Origin of the sequence: Pigmentiphaga aceris, assembly GCF_008119665.1 — a bacterium.
In the GTDB taxonomy this organism is placed as follows: Bacteria; Pseudomonadota; Gammaproteobacteria; order Burkholderiales; family Burkholderiaceae_B; genus Pigmentiphaga; species Pigmentiphaga aceris.
On the sequence record NZ_CP043046.1, the window covers coordinates 604137 to 620767 of the forward strand.

A 16631-nucleotide genomic window follows, 5' to 3' on the forward strand; every position below is an offset into this window, starting at 1 on the left:
TGGGGTTTGAGGACTGACGCGTCAACGGCGTTTAATGGACGCGTTCCCCTGCCGCACGGCCGATGCCGTAATAGCGCAGGCCGCATTCTTCCACGTAGTCCGGTTCGTACAGATTGCGGCCGTCGAAGATGGCAGGTTGCTGCAAGGTCTTGGCCAGCCAGCGGAAGTCGGGTGACTTGAACTCGCGCCATTCGGTGACGACCACCAGCACGTCTGCGCCTTCACACGCCAGATTGGCGCGCGACACGATCTCCAGCGCCGGATCGGGGATTTCACGTCGTGCGTTACCGCTTGCCACCGGGTCGTAGGCACGTACCCGTGCGCCTGCAGCCAGCAGATCGCGGATCAAGGCCAGGCTTGGGGCTTCACGCACGTCATCGGTATTGGGTTTGAAGGCCAGGCCCCAGATGGCCACTGTGCTGCCGGCCAGGCGTGTGCCCAGATGCCGTGACACCTTGTCGAACAGCACCCGCTTCTGTCGTTCGTTGACCGTCTGCACGCTGTTGAGCATGTCAGCCGGCACGCCGTGTTCGGTCGCCATGTGGGCAAGCGCCTGCACGTCCTTGGGGAAACACGAGCCGCCGTAGCCCGCCCCTGCGTACAGGAAATTCGGGCCGATGCGCGGGTCGGCACCCGTGCCGTGTCGCACGGCTTCGATATCGGCACCCAGCTTTTCCGCCAGTTGCGACAGCTCGTTCATCAGCGAAATGCGGGTGGCCAGCATCGCGTTGGATGCGTATTTGGTGAATTCGGACGAACGGACGTCCATGTCGATCAGGCGGTCGCGGTTGCGGTTGTAGGGCGCATACAAGGCGCGCAACAGGCGCAGCGCCTGGCTGTCGTCGGTGCCGATGACAATGCGGTCCGGACGCTGGAAATCGTCGACCGCATTGCCTTCCTTCAGGAATTCGGGGTTCGACGCCACCGATACCTGCCAGCTTGCGCCACGGGCGCGCAGCGCGGCACGCAAGGTGTCGAGCACCTTGTCGCAGGTGCCCACCGGCACGGTCGATTTCACGACGACGACCGTGTCGCGCTCGATGGCGTCACCGATTTCTCGGCTGGCAGCCAACACGTGCTGCAAGTCTGCCGAGCCATCTTCGCGCGGCGGGGTGCCGACGGCGATGAAGACCAGATCGGCATCCCGCACGGCAGTGGCCAGATCGTCAGTGAAGCTCAGGCGTTCGGCCTGCAGATTGCGTGTGACCACGTCTGCCAGACCGGGTTCGTGGATGGGAATCTGACCGGCGTGCAGCATGGCCAGTTTGGCCTGGTCGCGATCGACGCAGGTGACGCGGTTGCCCACATCGGCCAGACACGCGCCGGTGACCAGGCCAACATAACCGGTACCAATGACAGCGAGATTCATCGTGCGGCCTCGCTCAGTGCAGCAGCGTCGGCGCGGGCCGTCAGGCTGCGGTGGTGTTGCATGATGCCCAGCAAGGCCAGGGTGACGGTGGCGCACAGGCCGGTGATCACCCACTCAAGCGGCAACGAGGTGCCGCGTACGCCGGCATACAAGGCAAGCATCAACATGATCGAGGCGTTCTCGCAAAAGTTTTGCACGGCAATCGACTGGCCGGCATTCATCAGTTTGTAGCCGCGATGTTGCAGCATCGCGTTCATCGGCACGACAAAGAACCCGGCCACCGCACCGGTGGTGGCCATCAGCAGGCAGACCAGCGGAATCGACTTCAGCGGCAGCAGCATCATCACCAGCGGGCCGAACAGCAGGCCGGCGGGCAGAATGCTCAGCGCACGTTCCAGCGTGAGCATGCGGGCGGCGAAGAACGCACCGCCAGCCGCACCCAGCGCCACCATCGCAGGCAGCATGGATGCCCGGTCCAGCGTCAGGTCCAGCCCGACTCGGCCCCAGTCGATGATGACGAACTGCAGCACGGCACCAAAGCCCCACAGCAGCCCGGTCACCATCAAGGCCACACGGGCCTGCGGATCACGCAGCAGCAGCATGAACGAGCGGCCAAAACCGCTGGCCAGTTGTCTGGGTGTTTGCGCGGCTGCATGCGGCTGTACGCCTGATTCCGGCACGAATACGTTGGTCAGGGCCGCCATGCCGTAGACCGCCAATACCGCCAAGGTGGACAGGTGCAGCGGTGCCGTACTGGCAAACACGCCGCCCAGTTGGGCCAGCAGCCCCTGGAATTCGGCGCTGATCAGCACGCCGCCCAGTCCGGTGCCCAGAATCACGGCGGCAATCGATAAACCTTCGAACCAGGCATTGGCTGCCACCAGGCGCAAGGGCGGCAGCAATTCCAGCAGCAAACCGTATTTGGCGGGCGAGTAGGTGGCCGCACCCACGCCGATCAGGGCGTAGGCGGCGACCGGATGCAGTCCGGTCAGCAGCAGGGCACAGCCCAGCGCCTTGACGCCGTTGGTGATCATCATCACGCGGGACTTGGGCAGTCGGTCGGCGATGTGGCCGGTGGCGAACGCCAAGACGACGAACGACGCGATGAAAAAGAACTTCAGGGATGGCGTCATCCAGGCCGGGGCGGCCATTGCGTCGAGACTGGCGATGGCAATCACCAGCAAGGCGTTGTCGGCGAGTGCCGAGAAAAACTGCGCGCCCAGCAGCATCGTGACACCGCGGGGCATGGTCAGTCCGTTGGACATGGGAGCATCACGCGAAAAGAGGGGCGAGCGGCGGCCCACGCTTGCGACAAGCAAGGGCATCGAGGTCAGCCGAGCAGCATACCCGGCCCATATCGGCCATATTCGCGGCCATATTCGACGCGACGTAGCGAACGTATCGGCATGTAAATGCCAACTTCGCGTCCGTGGCGCGCAGACAATACCTGCAAGCCTTGCTGCAGCGCGCTTGCGCGGGTATCTGGCAGCGCTGCTAATATGAGGCTACCTGTCGGTTTCACAGGCAGGCGTAACAGTTTTCTTTCTCTTTGCAGCATTTGGCAGACGTCATTTGTCCACACATCCCGAATCTGTTGCCGCGCCTGCATCCGCGCCAGCCGATGCACCCTCGTTATGGGGGCGCTTGAAGCACTTCCTATGGTGGGGGCTGCTGCTGGTCATGGTGGTGCTGATGGGCCTTGCGCTGCTGGCCTTGCGCCACCAAAGCGACGAGCTGACCGGCCCGCAGCGCTACAACGACGTCTGGTACATGCACCGGACGGCCACCGAGCTGGAACGCCTGAACCTGGCGATCACGGCGGTGCGCAATGGCGTCGATGTCGAGCGCGACACCTTGTCACTGCCGCTCGAACGCATGTTGAGTGCCGTGGAAGTGGTCGACCGGGCCCCGCAGCACGCCACGGTGGTCATCGGTGAAATGCCGCAGCTGGTGTTGCAGCTGGGTGCGCTGGCCTCGGAAGTGCGGGGGTGGCTGGCCCAGGCCGGCACCGCCGATCCGATTGCGCGCATTGCCATTGCTGAAGACGTGCAGGCACGCATTCCTGCATGGCGTGAAGTCCTGCAGAACGGTGCGATCGATGTGCAGTTCAATCTTTCTCAGCGTATTGACGGTGATCGGCGTGGCCTGTTCAGTGCACTGACGGTGGTGACCTGGGCCTTGGGCGCGTTGATGCTGTGCACAGCCGCGCTGCTGGCGCATCTGTTGTGGTCCAGGCGGCGCGCACAGCAAGTGTCGCGGGTGTTGAGCGAACTCAACCGCACGCTGGAACAACGCATCGACGAACGCACGCTGGAACTGGGCGAACGACGCGCCTTGCTCGACTTCATTCTGGAAGCCAGCCCCAGCGACGTGGCCTTGTCCGACGCGGCAACCGGGCGTCTGCACTTTGCCAATCACCGGCTGCTGGAACGCCTGGGTTTGCCGGCGGATGTGGAATTCCTGCCCGTAGAGCACCTGTTGGCTGACCCGCTGCAAGGGTCTGAATTGGTGGCGGAACTCGACCGGCATGGCCGAATCGAGGGGCACGAAGCCCGCATGGCAGGCATTCCGCCGTACTTTGGTCTGGTGTCGGCCCGCAAGCTGGCCGTGGGTGGGGTGCCGGCCTACCTGATGTGGAGCTTCGACATTTCCGAGCGCATTGCGCTGGAATCGCGGCTGCGCGAATTGGCCAGCACCGATGTGCTCAGCGGCCTGTTGAACCGCAGGGCGTTCCTGCAGCAATGCGCCAGCGCCTCGGCCCAGTGTCTGCGCCACAGTCGGCCCTACGCGATGCTGATGATCGACATCGATTACTTCAAACGCATCAACGACACCTACGGGCACCACGTAGGCGATGAAGTCATCCGGGCAGTTGGCGAACTCATGCACGAGCACGCGCGTGAATCCGACATTTCCGGTCGCATGGGCGGTGAGGAATTTGCGGTGATGTTGCCGGAAACGTCCTTGGAGGACGCCATGCGGGTGGCACGCCGCCTGCATTCTGCCGTCAACGAATTGCGTCTGGAACTGAGTGAAGCCAAGGAGCTGCGCTTCACCTCGTCGATTGGCGTGGCGGATGCCAGCCTGGACGAGCGCAGTGTGGAAACGCTGTTGCAACGCGCCGACAGCGCGCTTTATCAAGCCAAGCGCAACGGACGCAACCGTATCGAGGCGGTGCCGATACAGACGCAGGACGCCGCCAGTTGAAGGTTCAGACCACTGACGGTTCAACCCACTGAAGGTTCAATAAGGTGGGCTTGTCGCCTTAGCGGCTGCGCCGTGGATAACCCTCGGCGCGTATGCGTTGCCAGACGATGCGCTTCTCGTCGTCCGTCATGAATACCCAGTTGGCCACTTCCATGGCCGTGCGCCCGCAACCGCGACAGACATCGTCAAACAGCGTGGAACACACCGCCACACAGGGCGAATCGGTGACCTGCAGTGAATCTGCAGGCTGATGGCGAGAGGGCGGTGCGTCGTTCATGGCGGGTCTGTGCACCCTGTTGCGCCTGGGCGGCGCAAGAACGGACCGGGCGAGGCTGCCCCCGGTCCTGTTGCTTTTAGAGGCCAGCAGCCTTGCGCAGTTCCGCAGCGCGGTCGGTCGCTTCCCAGGTGAACTCGGGCTCCGAGCGGCCGAAGTGACCATAGGCAGCGGTCTTGGCGTAGATCGGACGCAGCAGGTCCAGCATCTTCACGATGCCGCGCGGACGCAGGTCGAACATTTCACGGACCAGCTTGGCAATCTGCTCGTCGGGGATCAGGCCGCTGCCTTCGGTGTAGACCGTGATGTTGATCGGCTGGGCCACGCCGATGGCGTAGCTGACTTGCACCTGCGCCTGGCGGGCGAGGCCGGCTGCGACGATGTTCTTGGCCACGTAACGCGCGGCGTAGGCAGCCGAACGGTCGACCTTGGACGGGTCCTTGCCCGAGAACGCGCCGCCACCGTGCGGGCATGCGCCGCCGTAGGTGTCGACGATGATCTTGCGACCGGTCAGGCCGCAATCGCCTTGCGGGCCGCCGATGACAAAGCGGCCGGTGGGGTTGACCAGGTACTTGGTCTGCGCGGTCAGCAATTCAGCCGGAATGGCCTTCTTGATGATTTCTTCGATGACCGCTTCGCGGATGGTCTCTTGCGAGACTTCCGGTGCGTGCTGGGTAGACAGCACCACGGTGTCGATCTCGGTCGGCTTGCCGTCGACATAACGGAAAGTGACCTGCGACTTGGCGTCCGGGCGCAGCCACGGCAGACGGCCGTCCTTGCGCAGTTCGCTCTGGCGCTGCACCAGACGGTGCGAATACCAGATCGGGGCGGGCATCAGGTCGGGGGTTTCGTCGCAGGCGTAGCCGAACATCAGGCCCTGGTCGCCAGCGCCTTGGTTCAGGTTGTCGTCCTGGGCGCGATCCACGCCCTGGGCGATGTCGGGCGATTGCTTGTCGTAGGCGACCAGCACCGCGCAACCCTTGTAGTCGATACCGTATTCGGTATTGTCGTAGCCGATGCGCTTGATGGTGTCGCGGGCGACCTGGATGTAATCGACATTGGCGCGCGAGGTGATTTCACCTGCCAGCACGACCAGACCGGTATTGCACAGCGTTTCTGCCGCTACCCGCGAGGTGGGGTCCTGGGCCAGCAAGGCGTCCAGAATGGCGTCGGAGATTTGATCGGCAACCTTGTCGGGGTGCCCTTCGGAAACGGATTCCGAAGTGAAGAGGAAGTCATTGGCCACGCAAATAGTCCTTTTTTTCAGGCTACCGGCGGCACGCGCGCCGGCATGGATGCGGCGCCTCGTGGGTCTTTGGAAACTGCGGGACCCAGCGCGACGCTTTAGCGGAATTTAGAATGCGAACTGGCATTGCCGTCGCGTATCGCCCCGCAAGTTGTCGTGTTAACCCGGCGATTTGATTCATTTTAGGGGAAAATCGGCCAGGGCTGTTTGATGTCCTGCCAGAGCCTGTGGGTAATCGATATTCGACCCCATGTTGTCATGGGTCAGTCTGTCGATTAGTCCGTGGTTTGTGCCCTGTTTGTTCTGTTGTGCCGTTTTCTGTTGTGCTTTGTTCGTCCTTTTGCTGCTCCTGTTGTTCCCCGCTGTTCCCCGCTTTTCCCACCACCTTGGTACTCAATGCTTCAGCTTTTCCGTCTGCTTGCCTATCTTCCGCTGTCCTGGCTGCAAGCCATTGGCCGCCTGCTGGGGCGTTTTACCCGCGCCCGGTCGCAGCCCTATCGCGAGCGGCTGCACGAGAACGCGTTGCAGGCGGGTTATGACGACCCTGCGCTTGAGCGCGAGGCGGCGGCGCAGGCGGGTGCCAGTGTGTTGGAACTGCCACATGTGTGGTTTCGCGGCGACCGTGCGGTGGGTGCGGTGCTGTGTGATGACTGGGCGGTGGTGGAGGCGGCGCGTGCCGAGGCGCGGGGCATTCTGTTTTTGACTCCGCACTGGGGGTGTTTTGAAGTTACGGCGCGTTATTACGCGCGTGAGGCGCCGATCACGGTGTTGTATCGACCGCCGCGCAAGCGTTGGTTGGCACCGTTGATCGAGGGGGCGCGCAGTGGTGCGAATCTGAATACTGCGCCGGCAACCTTGAAGGGGGTGCGTGAGCTGGTGCGGGCGTTGCGTCGGGGCGAGGCGGTGGGGATGTTGCCGGATCAGGTGCCGGGGGAAGGTGAGGGTGTTTGGGCACCGTTCTTTGGTCGCAGTGCGTTCACGATGACGTTGCCGGGGAAGCTGGCGGCGCAGACGGGGGCGGCGGTGATTCTGGCGGGGGCGGAGCGGCTGTCGGGGGGCAGGGGCTGGCGTTTGCATTTGTCGCGTGTGGAGGGGCCGGTGCCGGAGGATGCGGTGGCGCAGGCTACCTGGGTGAATGCGGCGATGGAGCGTATGGTGCGGCGTAATCCTGGTCAGTATCTGTGGGGCTATAACCGGTATAAGACGCCGCGTGGGGAGCATGCTGCTGCGCCTGAGTAGGGGTTTGTGTTTTTTTAGTCCCGGTGTGTCGTTCTTGAGTCAGTCGCGGGTGGTGGGGCCGGCTTGTCTGCCCCGCTGGACTTTCGCGTCGGGACTCCCGCCCTCCACCTCGTCCAGAAGGGCAGCCAATCCGGCCCCACCACCCACGCCTTCAAAGACGTTTGGTTAAAAGCGCATGCCGCCTTTGGGCGGTTTTTGTTTTTCTGGCTGCTTGGTGCTGGAATCGGTTCTCGGCATTTGTTGGCCGCCATTCTTGATTGCTACGCGGCTGGCCTTGGGGATTGGCTGGCCAGGTCGCCACGAAGCGATCTCGCCGGCTCACGATTCGGTGGGTTCTTCAGCAGCCTTTTACGGCAATGCCACGCAAGAAAATTCGCGCTTCTGCTTGGTGGTGGGGTGACACGGACGCGGGTGGCCGCGCACCAGGTAATGCGACGAATGATTGGGCGGCTGGTGGTCGTTGGCTGCTGTTTGTTTGTTGAAAGGCTGTCATCAGCTTGGTGATCGGCGGACGTGTACGGCCCAGACCATGGGGACGGGAAAAAGTCATCCACAGGCGAGTATCGAATCGAGCTGTGTATAACTTGAAAGTGTGGGGTCGTGTATCGACTTCGCTCGGATCGATACACGGCCCCGCGACTGGTTCAAGGACGACCGCCGATATGCGTCACTGCATTGACTAAAGCGCTCCACGCCACCAAGCAGAACCCTTACGCCTGCGGTTCCAACGCTGGTGTCTTCCACAGTTCATGCGCGCGGCGCGACATCACTAGTACCAGCTTCAGCATGGCGCGGGTCGCCCCGACGAACAGCTTGCGCCGCGTTTTCTCGTCGAGCGTTGAGAAGTCGATTTCGGTGAATACGATTGCTGGTGCCGACTGCCCTTTGAATCGGTACACGGATTCGATCAGCACTTCGCCTTCGGAATATTCTGCCTGCCCGAACAGGTCATAGCTGCCGGTGAAGCCACGCAGCGGATGCGGGCCCAGGTGATCGAGATTCAGCAGGGCGGAATGTTCGCGTCCGCGGAAGCTTACGATCGCGATGTCTTCGCGTTTGAAGCCCGAGGCCAGGCAATGCGATACGGCTTTCTTGGTGTGTTCGACAAGCGAGTCCTGGTCCCCGTACACCAGTACATCGATGTCGGCGCTGGCCACTGGACCGCGTGCGTCGATGCGTTGGTCTTCTGGCACCAGCTCTTGCAGCATGCGCACGATGTTGCGCGGGCTGCGGTAGTTGGTGTGCGCGTGCATCGTGACCCAGCCCGGTAGCGGCACTCGGGGCATTTCGTACAGGTTCTGCATGGGGTCTTCCAGCCACGTGATCCGTGCATCGGGCGTTGCATGGCGCATCACCTGATCCCGCCACGCTGCCGAGAAATCCTGTCCTTCATCGACCACGACCGTGTCAAAACGCAGTGCGTCCGGTACCGGCATGCGACCAGCTGCGTCAATGACTGCTGCAAACGCATCGCGGCGGCCGAAGTCGGGCGTGACGCCTGACGCGCGCAGCACTTGTTCGCACAGGCTGTGGAAGGTGCACACCAGGCCGCCTTCCGGGGCAATGGCACCTACGTGGTCGGCCAAGGGGCGGTTGAAACAGACGTATAGCGGGCGTTGGCCACGCAGCAGCGCGGCGCGGTATTCGGCCAGGGCCAGTTGGGTCTTGCCCGATCCGGCAGTGCCGATCACGTGCAGACGGAACGGCTCGAATTCCAGTTGTCGTGCCCAGTGCGCCAAGCCGCCTGCAATGCGGGTGACGGCGCGTTTGGTCTGGCCGATCAACGCACCGGTGTCGGGTTGCAGCTGGATGATGTCGCGCAGGAAACGATGCACCTGCATCGGCTCATCGGCCGGGCTGGCTGCTTTGGTGGTGGCTTCGACAATCGGCACCAGCTGGTCGCGTCGGGTCGAGTCGATCACGCGCTCGGGGGCCACGCCTGCCGCTTCGGGCTGCCGGACGGTGTAGTCGGGGCAGTACAGCAGGTATTCGACGCGAACTTCTTGCTGGTCCAGTCGTTTCATCAATCTGGCTTGCAGGCGCTGCACCGACTGGCCGATGTGCACCGCCACGTTGCGCGGACGGCCGCTGGTTTTCTTGTGCAGGCCGTCGCCGGTTTCGTCGAGAAAGCCGCTGACCTGTTCGATCAGCAAGACCTGGCCTTGCGGGCCGACCACTGCGAAATCGATGTCGCCGTAGATCGAATATCCCTGCTCGACATTGGTGAAGTGCACGGCGTGATAGACCGTGTAGTGGTCAGGCAGGCCCCGTTCAAGCAGGGCAAGCGTGTCGATCTCTCGGCGGGCGGCACCGGTCGCACCGGTTTCGCGCCAGCCGTCTGGAATGATGCGGGCCATGAAAGGAAGCGAACAAAGCGCTTGAGGCTGACGATGCAGGAATCATCGCATGTCTGCGCCTTGGCCCGCGCCGGGGGCCTGTCAGGCGGCCTGGGTGCAACGATGCGATAATTCACGGATGCATTGGAAATTCACCAAAATGCACGGCGCAGGCAACGACTTTGTCGTCCTGGACGGCGTGCGAGAGACCATCGCCCTGACCCCTGAGCGCGCGCGCAAGCTCGCGCATCGCCAATTTGGCGTGGGCGCAGACCAGATCCTGCTGGTGGAACCGGCCACCCGCGCCGATGCCGATTTCCGCTATCGGATCTTCAATTCCGACGGCAGTGAAGTCGAACACTGCGGCAACGGTGCGCGCTGCTTCGTGCGCTTCGTGCGCGAACAGGGCCTGACCGATCGCAACCCGGTGCGCGCCGAAATCGCGACTGGCGTGATCACGCTCGATCTGCGTGACGACGGCAGTGTGTCGGTGGAAATGGGCAGCACCCGTTTCGACCCGGCATCGGTGCCTTTCGATGCCAGCGGGCTGACCCCGCGCATCGAAGGCGAGGCTGAACTGTGGCCGCTGGACGTGTCCGGTACCGCCACCCCTGACGATGCCAATGCCGACCCGGCGCATACCGCCTGGGTCACCGTGGTGGCGATTTCCAATCCGCACGCCGTGCAGGTGGTGGACGATGTGGACACCGCCCCGGTTGCCATCGTGGGCCCGCGTGTGGAACACCACCCGCGTTTCCCGCGTCGGGTGAATGCCGGTTTCATGCAGATCGTTGACCGACAGCAGATTCGTCTGCGGGTCTATGAGCGCGGTGCCGGTGAAACGCTGGCCTGCGGTACGGGCGCATGCGCAGCCGTCGCGGCGGGTATTCGTCGCGGTCTGCTCGACAGCCCGGTGCAGGTGCATACGCGCGGCGGCATTCTGACCATCGATTGGGACGGCGCGCAATTGCGCATGGCCGGCCCGACCCAGACCGTCTTCGAAAGCACGGTGGATGTGGACGCGTTGATCGGCTAAGCATCGCTTGCTGCCGCGCTTCGTGCGCGGCACGGCTGTGTTTGTCCGTCTTCGCGCTGTCCTCGGCTCATCGCAACATTTTTCTCTGTACAGGCATCATGAACGCCCACGACGTCGCGCAATACCTGCAAGAAAATCCCGAATTCTTCGAGCGGCACGCCGATCTTTTCGCTTCGTTGCGGGTGCCCAGCCCCCACGGTGGCAGCGCGGTGTCGCTGGCGGAACGCCAGGTCGGTGGCTTGCGTGACCGGCTGCGCGCAAGCGATGCCCGGCTCATGGAGCTGGTGCGCAATGCGCGCGAGAACGAGATCATCTCGGAAAACATGTTCTTCTGGTTGCGCGGTCTGCTGATCGAACGCGATCCGCTGCGCCTGCCCGATATGCTGACCAAGACACTGGCCAGCAGCTTCACCGTGCCTGATGTCGCCTTGCGTCTGTGGGGCGTGGACAATGCACCCGCCGAGGCGGTCGAAAGCGGATGGGCGCAACCGGTGCCGGACGATGTGCGCAGCTTCGTCAACAGCTTGATGGCCCCGTATTGCGGCCTGAACTCAGGCTTTGCGGTGGCGGGCTGGTTGTCCGAGCACGTGCGCTCGATGGCCCTGATTCCGCTGCGGGTGGGGGTTGCGCCGCAGGCGTTTGGCCTGCTGGTGCTGGGTTCACCCGACCCGGAACGTTTCGCGCCGTCGCTGGGCACGGGTTTCCTGGCGCGTATTGGCGAGCTGTCCAGCGCCAGCCTGTCGCGCCTGCTGCCGCGCTGATCGGCAGCGGGGTCCGTCATGCGATCGTCCCCGCGCACGTCGAACCAGAACCTGGACCCAGACGCGCCCGACGTAGACCTGCCGCCTGCGGTGCTGACCTGGCTGGCCGAGCTGGAAAGCGTGCGCCGTTATTCGCGCCACACGCTGGACGCTTATCGACGCGATCTGTGTCACCTGGTGTCTTGTGCCGGCAAGGTGCCTCTGGAAAGCGTGGCTGCCGCTCAAGTGCGCCGGTTTCTGGGCCAGTTGCACAGCCAGGGGCTGAGCCCGCGCAGCCTGGCCCGCATCCTTGCTGCCTGGCGGGGCTTCTACAAATGGTGGGGGCCGCAGCTTGGTCTGTCGGCCAATCCGGCAGACGGTATTCGCGCGCCGCGCGCGCCACGCAGTCTGCCCAAGGCCTTGGGGGTGGAACAGACCCAGGCCATGCTCGATCATGGCGCAGCCAAAAGCCAGGGCGGCAGTCCGACCGAGCGCTGCGACGCGGCCATGTTCGAATTGCTGTATTCAAGCGGCTTGCGCTTGTCCGAGCTGACCGGGCTGGACCTGCGCTACAGCCGCACTGCTGAGTACGAATCCACCGGCTGGCTGGATATCGATGAAGCCGAGGTCACGGTGCTGGGCAAGGGCGGCAAGCGCCGCACCGTGCCGGTCGGTGCCAAGGCCATTGAAGCCCTGCGGGATTGGCTGGCAGTGCGCGCAGATGTCGCGGCTCCCAATGGCGCCCCGGAAGATGCGTCTGCATTGTTCCTGGGCGAGCGCGGCAAGCGGATTGCCGCTCGTCGTGTCCAGACCCGTCTGGCTCGCTTTGGCGAAGAAGCGGGGGTTGCAACCCGGGTCCATCCCCACGTCTTGCGTCACAGTTTTGCCAGCCACGTGCTGCAATCTGCCGGTGACCTGCGTGCCGTCCAAGAGATGTTGGGACACGCCAGCATTTCCACCACCCAGATCTACACCCGCCTGGATTTCCAGCATCTGGCGGCGGCCTACGACCGTGCCCATCCGCGCGCAGCTCCCCCGCCAATCGATGTCGATACGGTTCCGGCACCAGCCGCGACTGCCGTCGATGCGCCACATGCTGGCGCAAAAACCAGGCGGCCACGCGGACGATGAACGGCATATGACCGTTTAACCTGCTTACATCGTGTGTCGTTTTTCCCTAAAAACACTTGATAAGCACCGATCTATCCCTAAATAGATGTGTGCGTACCCCTGACGGTGTTACAAGAGCGGGCTGCCGCGTTTTGGTACACCGCATTGGGGTGTTTCAGGGTTTGCCGGAAGCCGGGCGCTGTGCTGTAATCCGGCGCCATTTGCGTACTCGCGCAAGGAGAAAGGCTTGGAAGAACAGGCTCGTACAGCTATCAGTGCCACTGGCGCGCGGATCACCGCGACGCGGGTACGCGTGCTGTCGTCCCTGCTCGCGGCCGGCAGTGCGCTGTCACACCAGGAACTGTTTGAACACATTGGTAGCCAAGGTTCGGTTGACCGGGTCACGCTGTACCGGGTGCTCGAATGGCTGGTCGAAACCGGCCTTGCGCACCGTATCGCGGGCGAAGACCGGATCTGGCGCTTCAGTGTGGCCCAGCCTGGCGAACCTGATGCACAAGGCCATTCGCACCACTCGAATGAGCCGCACGGCCATTTTCAGTGCGACGCGTGTCGTCGCATGTTTTGCATCGATGCCCCGGTTGGCATCGAACAGAATCTATCCCGTCTGCCCGAAGGTTTTGTCGGGCGAGACGTCGAATTGCTGATTCGTGGCACCTGTCCTGCCTGCGCGCGCCAAGTGCGCAAGCCGGCCCGGGTTGCGCGACGGGTCAGCGCCGCTTAAGGGAGTGCAGGCAATGAGTGCCGCTGTAGATACGAATTCCTTGGTTCCGGTCACCGTGCTGACTGGCTTTCTGGGCGCGGGCAAGACGACGCTGCTCAATCGCATCCTGAGCGAGAACCACGGCCGTCGTGTTGCCGTGATCGAAAACGAATTCGGACCGGAGAGCATCGACAACGATCTGCTGATCCGCGAAGAAGGCGAACAGATCGTCGAAATGAACAACGGCTGCATCTGCTGCACGGTTCGTGGCGACCTGGTGCGCATCCTGCAGGAACTGAAGGCCAAGCGCAAAGCCGGCGAACTGAAGTTCGAACGTGTGGTGATCGAGACCACCGGCATGGCCAACCCGGGCCCGGTCTGCCAGACCTTCTTCATGGATGAAGAAGTCGAGTCGTACTACATGCTGGATGCCGTCATCACCGTGGTCGATGCCAAGCACGGCATGCAGACCCTGGACGAGCAACCCGAAGCGCTGAACCAGGTCGGCTTTGCTGATCAGTTGCTGGTGTCGAAGACCGACATCGTGACCGAGCAGGAATTCCAGGCACTGCGCAGCCGTCTGGTGCACATCAACCCGCGCGCGCCGATCACCAAGGTGGACTTCGGCAAGGTCGACCTGAAGAAGGTGCTGGACCTGCGTGGCTTCAATCTGAATTCGATCCTGGACATCGACCCGGACTTCCTGGCACCGGAACATCCGCACGCCGCCGAAGCCGGTCATGACCACGATCATGCACATGATCACGACCACGGTCACGATCACGAACACCAGCACATCCATGCTGATGGTTCGGTGTGTACCGACCCGAGCCACAACCACGACCACGCGCATGTGCATCATCACCACGATGACGCGATCAAGGCCTTTGTCTTCAAGTCGGACAAACCCTTTGATGGCATGCGCCTGGAAGAATTCCTGGGTGGCATCGTGCAGGTATACGGCCCGGACCTGTTGCGCTACAAAGGCATCCTGTACATGAACGGTGTCAATCGTCGCATGTTGTTCCAAGGCGTGCATATGCTGATGGGTGCCGATGTGGGCAAAGCATGGCAAGCTGGTGAAAAGAAATCCAGCAAGGTGGTTTTCATCGGCCGCAACCTGCCGCAAGACGTGTTCACCAAGGGCCTGGAGCAGTGCCTGGCATAAGGTCTGCTAGAGGCGGGTGAACAAGCAGCACGGAAGTACCGCAAGGCGATATTCAGTCGAAGGTTTCCAGGCGGTATTCGACGTACTGCGCAGCAAAGATGGCAACCACCGTGGCAAGCAAAACCAAGGCAAGCACAAGGAGTACGAGGTGAATAGCGTTATCGCCAATGCAGCAGCAGACAATTTGCTCACAGAAGCAGAACTGTTGGCTCAGTCCGAAGCGGACTACATGAGCGAGCGCCAACTGGCGTTCTTCCGGAACCGTCTCCACGAGATCGAGCGTGAGTTGCTGTCCAATGCCGGTGAAACCACCGAGCACCTGCGCGAAACCGCGTTCGTGCCGGACCCGGCAGACCGCGCGACCATCGAAGAAGAGCATGCGCTGGAACTGCGTACGCGTGATCGCGAACGCAAACTGCTGAAGAAAGTGCAGCAGTCCCTGGCGCGCATCGACGGTGGCGACTACGGCTGGTGTGAGGAAACCGGTGAACCCATCGGTATCCCGCGTCTGCTGGCTCGTCCGACGGCCACGCTGTCGCTCGAAGCACAGCAACGCCGCGAACTGCGTCAGAAGCTTTACGGCGACTGATCGGGGCGCTGACCGCTCATGGTCGCAATGAACAAAACGGCACCTTTTTGGTGCCGTTTTGTCATTTAGGCTGCCAAGGGCTGCAGATGTTGTGCAGGCGTGTGCTGCACGGCGATGTCCTGCAGGCTGCGCAGTGTGCCCAGCACGGCCGTGGCCGCTTCTTCGCCCTTGTGAACGAAGTGTGCCTTGAAGAAACGTTGATGCTCTGCGTGTTCGTGGAAGTGATGCGGCGTCAGCACCACCGAGAACACCGGTACGTCGGTGGCCAGCTGCACGTCCATCAGCGCCGACACCACGGTGCTGGCGACGAAGTCGTGGCGGTAGATGCCGCCGTCGACCACAAAGCCGCATGCGACGATGGCGTCGTACTGGCCGGTGGCCGCAAGCCGCTTGGCGTGCAGCGGAATCTCGAAGGCACCCGGCACCACAAAACGGCTGACGGCATCGGCCGAGACGTGCTGGCGGGCCAGTTCGGCGACAAAGCCGGTGTGTGCCTGATCGACGATGTCGCGGTGCCAGGAAGACTGGATGTAGGCGATGCGCGGTGCGGAAGCTTGGGAAGTGGTGTGGGAAGTGACGTGCGAAGAATGCTGCGAAGTGCGGTCAGTCTGATTCATGGAGTGCCTAGGTGTCTGTTGCCAGAACGGTTGCCAGAATCAGGGCGTGCGAATGCGCGACTACGCCTTCCGTAGGAAGGACGTGCGTGGACGAACCCGCGTTTCTCTCTCATCCGGACTATGACCGTCGGCTTCGGAATCGCACCGAAATCTGCTGACCCCATCGCCTGCCTGGCCGATGGGCGCTCGCGGGCTAGACGAAAAAATCGCCATTACCGCCGGTGGGGAATTGCACCCCGCCCTGAGAACGCGTCGCATCGCCAGATGGCGTGCGACACAGGAATTGTAGCGCCGTCACGACATGGCGTTAAATAACCGCTCGTTGAATGTAAACAATGTCTTTTGCGGATACATACCGGTCGCCCCGTGGCTGCGGTATTTTTCTGCTTGAGTCTTGTCCTTGCCTACCCCTGTCCCCATCTGCGAAAAATGGAAAAAGAACTCCCCCAATTTCACGGCACGACCATCGTCAGCGTGCGGCGCGGCAACCGCGTCGCCATCGGTGGAGACGGCCAGGTCACGCTGGGCAACATCGTGGTCAAAGGTAGCGCGCGCAAAGTGCGGCGCTTGTACAAGGACTCCGTGCTGGCGGGCTTTGCGGGCGCGACCGCAGATGCATTCACGCTGCTGGAACGCTTCGAGGGCAAGCTGGAAAAGCATCAGGGTCACCTGCTGCGCGCTGCCGTCGAGCTGACGCGCGACTGGCGCACCGACCGCGTGCTGCGCAGGCTCGAAGCCATGCTGATCGTCGCCGACCGCACGTCGACGCTGATCCTCACCGGCAACGGCGACGTGCTTGAGCCTGAAGACAGCCTGGCAGCCATCGGCTCTGGCGGCGCATACGCGCAGGCCGCCGCATTGGCACTGCTTCACAACACCGAGATGGCCCCGGAAGACGTGGTCAGCAAGGCACTGGGGATCGCTGGCGACCTGTGCATCTATACCAACCAGCATCACACGATCGAGGTGCTGGAATGAA

General features: G+C 62.6%; 15 protein-coding genes and 1 riboswitch. Of the genes, 9 read left to right on the forward strand and 6 right to left on the reverse strand.

What is annotated here, in order from left to right:
* Positions 1-31 precede the first annotated feature (31 nt).
* Together FXN63_RS02490 and lplT are read right to left on the reverse strand one after the other, a co-directional pair.
* Positions 32-1369, reverse strand: a complete 1338-nt coding sequence (locus FXN63_RS02490; RefSeq protein ID WP_148812528.1) for a UDP-glucose dehydrogenase family protein — start codon at positions 1367-1369, stop codon at positions 32-34.
* A complete protein-coding gene (gene lplT, locus FXN63_RS02495) occupies positions 1366-2616 on the reverse strand; it encodes a lysophospholipid transporter LplT (protein ID WP_187395077.1) in 1251 nt (416 codons plus the stop codon). Before lplT ends, FXN63_RS02490 begins: the two co-directional genes overlap by 4 nt.
* A 325-nt stretch (positions 2617-2941) precedes the next feature.
* On the opposite strand from lplT, the gene FXN63_RS02500 reads away from it, so the two are divergent.
* On the forward strand, positions 2942-4576 hold the full coding sequence (locus tag FXN63_RS02500) for a GGDEF domain-containing protein (protein ID WP_148812532.1): 1635 nt from the start codon (positions 2942-2944) through the stop codon (positions 4574-4576).
* A gap of 58 nt (positions 4577-4634) precedes the next feature.
* On the opposite strand, the gene FXN63_RS02505 is transcribed toward FXN63_RS02500, so the two are convergent.
* The gene (locus tag FXN63_RS02505) at positions 4635-4853 is read right to left on the reverse strand and encodes a DUF1289 domain-containing protein (RefSeq protein ID WP_148812535.1); all 219 of its coding nucleotides are present in this window, start codon (positions 4851-4853) and stop codon (positions 4635-4637) included.
* A gap of 76 nt (positions 4854-4929) precedes the next feature.
* Positions 4930-6096 carry a methionine adenosyltransferase gene (gene metK / locus FXN63_RS02510; protein ID WP_148812537.1) on the reverse strand — a complete coding sequence of 389 codons (1167 nt, stop codon included), beginning with the start codon at positions 6094-6096 and terminating at the stop codon, positions 4930-4932.
* Between the two features lie 396 nt (positions 6097-6492).
* On the opposite strand from metK, the gene FXN63_RS02515 reads away from it, so the two are divergent.
* Positions 6493-7335 (forward strand): lysophospholipid acyltransferase family protein, encoded by an 843-nt coding sequence (locus FXN63_RS02515; RefSeq protein WP_148812539.1) that lies wholly within the window; start codon positions 6493-6495, stop codon positions 7333-7335.
* Between the two features lie 710 nt (positions 7336-8045).
* On the opposite strand, the gene FXN63_RS02520 is transcribed toward FXN63_RS02515, so the two are convergent.
* Entirely contained in the window at positions 8046-9692 is a 1647-nt protein-coding gene (locus FXN63_RS02520; RefSeq protein WP_148812541.1) for an ATP-binding domain-containing protein, read from the reverse strand.
* Between the two features lie 118 nt (positions 9693-9810).
* On the opposite strand from FXN63_RS02520, the gene dapF reads away from it, so the two are divergent.
* From dapF to dksA, 6 genes are all read left to right on the forward strand, one after another.
* Entirely contained in the window at positions 9811-10707 is an 897-nt protein-coding gene (gene dapF, locus FXN63_RS02525; RefSeq protein WP_148818848.1) for a diaminopimelate epimerase, read from the forward strand.
* Between the two features lie 98 nt (positions 10708-10805).
* Complete coding sequence (locus FXN63_RS02530) at positions 10806-11468, forward strand: DUF484 family protein (protein WP_148812543.1); 663 nt, start codon at positions 10806-10808, stop codon at positions 11466-11468.
* 18 nt (positions 11469-11486) lie between these two features.
* A complete protein-coding gene (gene xerC / locus FXN63_RS02535; RefSeq protein WP_148812545.1) occupies positions 11487-12578 on the forward strand; it encodes a tyrosine recombinase XerC in 1092 nt (363 codons plus the stop codon).
* 226 nt (positions 12579-12804) lie between these two features.
* Positions 12805-13299 (forward strand): Fur family transcriptional regulator, encoded by a 495-nt coding sequence (locus FXN63_RS02540; RefSeq protein WP_148812547.1) that lies wholly within the window; start codon positions 12805-12807, stop codon positions 13297-13299.
* Positions 13300-13312: 13 nt separating this feature from the next.
* Positions 13313-14446 carry a CobW family GTP-binding protein gene (locus FXN63_RS02545; protein WP_148812549.1) on the forward strand — a complete coding sequence of 378 codons (1134 nt, stop codon included), beginning with the start codon at positions 13313-13315 and terminating at the stop codon, positions 14444-14446.
* A 229-nt stretch (positions 14447-14675) separates the two neighbouring features.
* Positions 14676-15035, forward strand: a complete 360-nt coding sequence (gene dksA, locus FXN63_RS02550; RefSeq protein WP_148818850.1) for an RNA polymerase-binding protein DksA — start codon at positions 14676-14678, stop codon at positions 15033-15035.
* A 65-nt stretch (positions 15036-15100) separates the two neighbouring features.
* Here dksA and FXN63_RS02555 read toward each other — a convergent pair whose 3' ends face one another.
* Positions 15101-15652 carry a 6,7-dimethyl-8-ribityllumazine synthase gene (locus FXN63_RS02555; protein WP_148812552.1) on the reverse strand — a complete coding sequence of 184 codons (552 nt, stop codon included), beginning with the start codon at positions 15650-15652 and terminating at the stop codon, positions 15101-15103.
* Positions 15653-15748: 96 nt separating this feature from the next.
* A riboswitch (FMN riboswitch) is annotated at positions 15749-15905 on the reverse strand.
* A 176-nt stretch (positions 15906-16081) separates the two neighbouring features.
* Here FXN63_RS02555 and hslV point away from each other — a divergent pair.
* On the forward strand, positions 16082-16630 hold the full coding sequence (gene hslV / locus FXN63_RS02560) for an ATP-dependent protease subunit HslV (RefSeq protein WP_148812554.1): 549 nt from the start codon (positions 16082-16084) through the stop codon (positions 16628-16630).
* The last annotated feature ends 1 nt before the right edge of the window (position 16631 follow it).